This is a genomic window from Peribacillus sp. NPDC097284, from assembly GCF_044761765.1.
Lineage (GTDB): Bacteria > Bacillota > Bacilli > Bacillales > DSM-1321 > Peribacillus.
Map to the genome: position 1 here is coordinate 1 of NZ_JBIWCZ010000030.1, position 3,094 is coordinate 3,094.

A 3,094-nucleotide genomic window follows, 5' to 3' on the forward strand; every position below is an offset into this window, starting at 1 on the left:
TGCTCATTGTGATGTATCTCCAATCCTATCTTTTCTTTATACAAATAAAAGTACCCTACAGAGAGACTTTTTTAAAGTGTCTACTCTATAGGGTAGAGACTTTTTTAAAGTGTCTACTCTATAGGGTACATTTTATTATAGAGGGAAACATCAAACTTATAGAAAAAAGACTCCTACGATGGCTGACCACCCTATATAGGTTTGATTAGCTTATTAAGTGTACTCATCTTTTGGGAGTTACTCTATCAATTTAGAGTAATCAATCCTATATTTTTAAGTTCTCCATTGCAAATGGTACAGGTTGGGTATCAACTAGCTGTAAGCGGTGTACTTTTGGAAAATTCGGCATTCACACTTAAGAATTTTTTCGTAGGATTCATTCTAGCTGCTTTCGTAGGGATGGGCGTCGGACTAATTACTGGATGGTACAAACCTTTAGGTATAAAGCTTTTGATCCTTTTCTAACCGCAATGCTAGGTACCCCTCACATTGTCCTACTGCCTTTAATCATGGTATGGGTGGGAGTCGGATTTTCTAGCAAAGTATTACTCGTCTTTCTCGCAGGTGTATTCGCGATTATTCTCAATACCATGTCCGGTGTACAGAATCTTGACCCCAATCTCACAAGAGTGACAAAGGCTTTCGGAGCTTCTCAGCTTAAACTTTCCTTACGGTCGCTCTTCCAGGTTCTTTACCCCAAATTGTATCTGGATTACGTGTAGGAATCGGGCAGTCCTTGGTTGGTGTAATTGCTGCTGAAATGTTTGTTTCAACGGGGGGAATAGGCTATTTTATTGAACACCCTTCAGCGAACTTCAACATCGATAGAGTATTCGTAGGAATAGTAGTGATCATTATGGTAGGAATGCACATTACGCAATCGGTTAAATAGATAGAATTAGCTTTATTAAACATCGGATTGATTAAATACATCTATAATAAGTAAATAGACTGCATCAACCTTGTCGCATCTCTTCAAGAAAAACAGTCATAAAAAAAGAAGCATACATAAGTATGCTTCTTTTTATGACCCGTACGGGAATCGAACCCGTGTTACCGCCGTGAAAGGGCGGTGTCTTAACCGCTTGACCAACGGGCCGAATGGCGGAGAAGGAGGGATTTGAACCCTCGCGCCGCTCGCGCGACCTACACCCTTAGCAGGGGCGCCTCTTCAGCCTCTTGAGTACTTCCCCATGGCTCCGCAGGTAGGACTCGAACCTACGACCGTTCGGTTAACAGCCGAATGCTCTACCACTGAGCTACTGCGGAACAATAAAATATGGTGGGCCTAAATGGACTCGAACCATCGACCTCACGCTTATCAGGCGTGCGCTCTAACCAGCTGAGCTATAGGCCCATATTGGAGCGGGTGAAGGGAATCGAACCCTCATCATCAGCTTGGAAGGCTGAGGTTTTACCACTAAACTACACCCGCGAAATGGGGCGACTGATGGGAATCGAACCCACGAATGCCTGAACCACAATCAGGTGCGTTAACCACTTCGCCACAATCGCCGTAATATGAAATTGTAATGGTGGCTCAGGACGGAATCGAACCGCCGACACAAGGATTTTCAGTCCTTTGCTCTACCGACTGAGCTACTGAGCCTAAAAAATGGCGGTCCCGACGGGAATCGAACCCGCGATCTCCTGCGTGACAGGCAGGCATGTTAACCGCTACACCACGGGACCTAATGATTGCGGGGACAGGATTTGAACCTGCGACCTTCGGGTTATGAGCCCGACGAGCTACCGGACTGCTCCACCCCGCGACGGTAATAATGAATCATTTTGCATCAAGTTTTCATGAATACTGTTTTTTTACTTCCTAATATGTAAGGTTGCTTTAAAACAACTTGTTGCTTTTTAAAAAAATGGAGGAGGTAGAGGGATTCGAACCCCCGCGGGATTTGACTCCCCTGTCGGTTTTCAAGACCGATCCCTTCAGCCGAACTTGGGTATACCTCCGTGGCTAAGAAAAAAATTCTATGGTGGACCTTGTAGGACTCGAACCTACGACCGGACGGTTATGAGCCGTCTGCTCTAACCAGCTGAGCTAAAGGTCCTTATATTTATTGGTAGCGGCGGAGGGGATCGAACCCCCGACCTCACGGGTATGAACCGTACGCTCTAGCCAGCTGAGCTACACCGCCAAAATAATATAAGTTTTCTTTTTTGAAAAAATGGTGGAGCCTAGCGGGATCGAACCGCTGACCTCCTGCGTGCAAGGCAGGCGCTCTCCCAGCTGAGCTAAGGCCCCATTTCATTAAAAATCACATGGTCGGGAAGACAGGATTCGAACCTGCGACCCCTTGGTCCCAAACCAAGTGCTCTACCAAGCTGAGCTACTTCCCGCAAAAAAAACATGGTGCGCCCGGCGGGAGTCGAACCTACAACCTTCTGATTCGTAGTCAGATGCTCTATCCAATTGAGCTACGGGCGCATATTAAGATGGTGCCGAGGACCGGAATCGAACCGGTACGGTAGTCACCTACCGCAGGATTTTAAGTCCTGTGCGTCTGCCAGTTCCGCCACCCCGGCACATACGAAAAGTGGAGCGGAAGACGGGATTCGAACCCGCGACCCCAACCTTGGCAAGGTTGTATTCTACCACTGAACTACTTCCGCATGAATGATGCGGGTGAAGGGACTTGAACCCCCACGCCTTGCGGCGCCAGATCCTAAGTCTGGTGCGTCTGCCAATTCCGCCACACCCGCATGAAAAAGTGATGAGCCATGAAGGATTCGAACCTTCGACCCTCTGATTAAAAGTCAGATGCTCTACCAACTGAGCTAATGGCTCATGCTTGTCTTACTATGAAAATGGTGCCGGCAAGAGGACTTGAACCCCCAACCTACTGATTACAAGTCAGTTGCTCTACCAGTTGAGCTACACCGGCAGGTGTAAAAAATAATGGTGGAGGATGACGGGATCGAACCGCCGACCCTCTGCTTGTAAGGCAGATGCTCTCCCAGCTGAGCTAATCCTCCATATTATATGCTTGGCGGCGTCCTACTCTCACAGGGGGAAACCCCCAACTACCATCGGCGCTGAAGAGCTTAACTGCCGTGTTCGGAATGGGAACGGGTGTGA

General features: G+C 47.6%; 21 tRNA genes, 1 rRNA gene and 1 pseudogene. 1 reads left to right on the top strand and 22 read right to left on the bottom strand.

What is annotated here, in order from left to right:
* The first annotated feature begins 422 nt into the window (after window positions 1-422).
* Window positions 423-892: pseudogene (locus ACIQXU_RS20800) on the top strand (ABC transporter permease).
* Window positions 893-1,027: 135 nt separating this feature from the next.
* Here the strand turns inward: ACIQXU_RS20800 and ACIQXU_RS20805 are convergent.
* The 22 genes from ACIQXU_RS20805 to rrf form a co-directional block, all read right to left on the bottom strand.
* Window positions 1,028-1,099 (bottom strand) — tRNA-Glu (locus ACIQXU_RS20805).
* A 3-nt stretch (window positions 1,100-1,102) separates the two neighbouring features.
* Window positions 1,103-1,193, bottom strand: a tRNA-Ser gene (locus tag ACIQXU_RS20810).
* A 1-nt stretch (window position 1,194) separates the two neighbouring features.
* Window positions 1,195-1,269, bottom strand: a tRNA-Asn gene (locus ACIQXU_RS20815).
* Window positions 1,270-1,280: 11 nt separating this feature from the next.
* Window positions 1,281-1,357: transfer RNA gene (locus tag ACIQXU_RS20820), tRNA-Ile, on the bottom strand.
* Window positions 1,358-1,361: 4 nt separating this feature from the next.
* Window positions 1,362-1,435: transfer RNA gene (locus ACIQXU_RS20825), tRNA-Gly, on the bottom strand.
* A gap of 4 nt (window positions 1,436-1,439) precedes the next feature.
* Window positions 1,440-1,515 (bottom strand) — tRNA-His (locus tag ACIQXU_RS20830).
* Between the two features lie 18 nt (window positions 1,516-1,533).
* A tRNA-Phe gene (locus ACIQXU_RS20835) sits at window positions 1,534-1,609 on the bottom strand.
* Between the two features lie 7 nt (window positions 1,610-1,616).
* Window positions 1,617-1,692, bottom strand: a tRNA-Asp gene (locus tag ACIQXU_RS20840).
* 6 nt (window positions 1,693-1,698) lie between these two features.
* Window positions 1,699-1,772, bottom strand: a tRNA-Met gene (locus ACIQXU_RS20845).
* Between the two features lie 103 nt (window positions 1,773-1,875).
* Window positions 1,876-1,968 (bottom strand) — tRNA-Ser (locus ACIQXU_RS20850).
* A gap of 21 nt (window positions 1,969-1,989) precedes the next feature.
* Window positions 1,990-2,066 (bottom strand) — tRNA-Ile (locus ACIQXU_RS20855).
* Window positions 2,067-2,076: 10 nt separating this feature from the next.
* Window positions 2,077-2,153 (bottom strand) — tRNA-Met (locus ACIQXU_RS20860).
* Between the two features lie 31 nt (window positions 2,154-2,184).
* Window positions 2,185-2,260 (bottom strand) — tRNA-Ala (locus ACIQXU_RS20865).
* Window positions 2,261-2,278: 18 nt separating this feature from the next.
* Window positions 2,279-2,355, bottom strand: a tRNA-Pro gene (locus ACIQXU_RS20870).
* An 11-nt stretch (window positions 2,356-2,366) separates the two neighbouring features.
* Window positions 2,367-2,443 (bottom strand) — tRNA-Arg (locus ACIQXU_RS20875).
* A 9-nt stretch (window positions 2,444-2,452) separates the two neighbouring features.
* Window positions 2,453-2,541, bottom strand: a tRNA-Leu gene (locus ACIQXU_RS20880).
* 12 nt (window positions 2,542-2,553) lie between these two features.
* A tRNA-Gly gene (locus ACIQXU_RS20885) sits at window positions 2,554-2,628 on the bottom strand.
* An 8-nt stretch (window positions 2,629-2,636) separates the two neighbouring features.
* A tRNA-Leu gene (locus ACIQXU_RS20890) sits at window positions 2,637-2,718 on the bottom strand.
* A gap of 12 nt (window positions 2,719-2,730) precedes the next feature.
* Window positions 2,731-2,803: transfer RNA gene (locus tag ACIQXU_RS20895), tRNA-Lys, on the bottom strand.
* A 21-nt stretch (window positions 2,804-2,824) separates the two neighbouring features.
* Window positions 2,825-2,900: transfer RNA gene (locus ACIQXU_RS20900), tRNA-Thr, on the bottom strand.
* Between the two features lie 15 nt (window positions 2,901-2,915).
* Window positions 2,916-2,991, bottom strand: a tRNA-Val gene (locus tag ACIQXU_RS20905).
* 9 nt (window positions 2,992-3,000) lie between these two features.
* Window positions 3,001-3,094, bottom strand: a 5S ribosomal RNA gene (gene rrf / locus ACIQXU_RS20910); the annotation flags it as partial.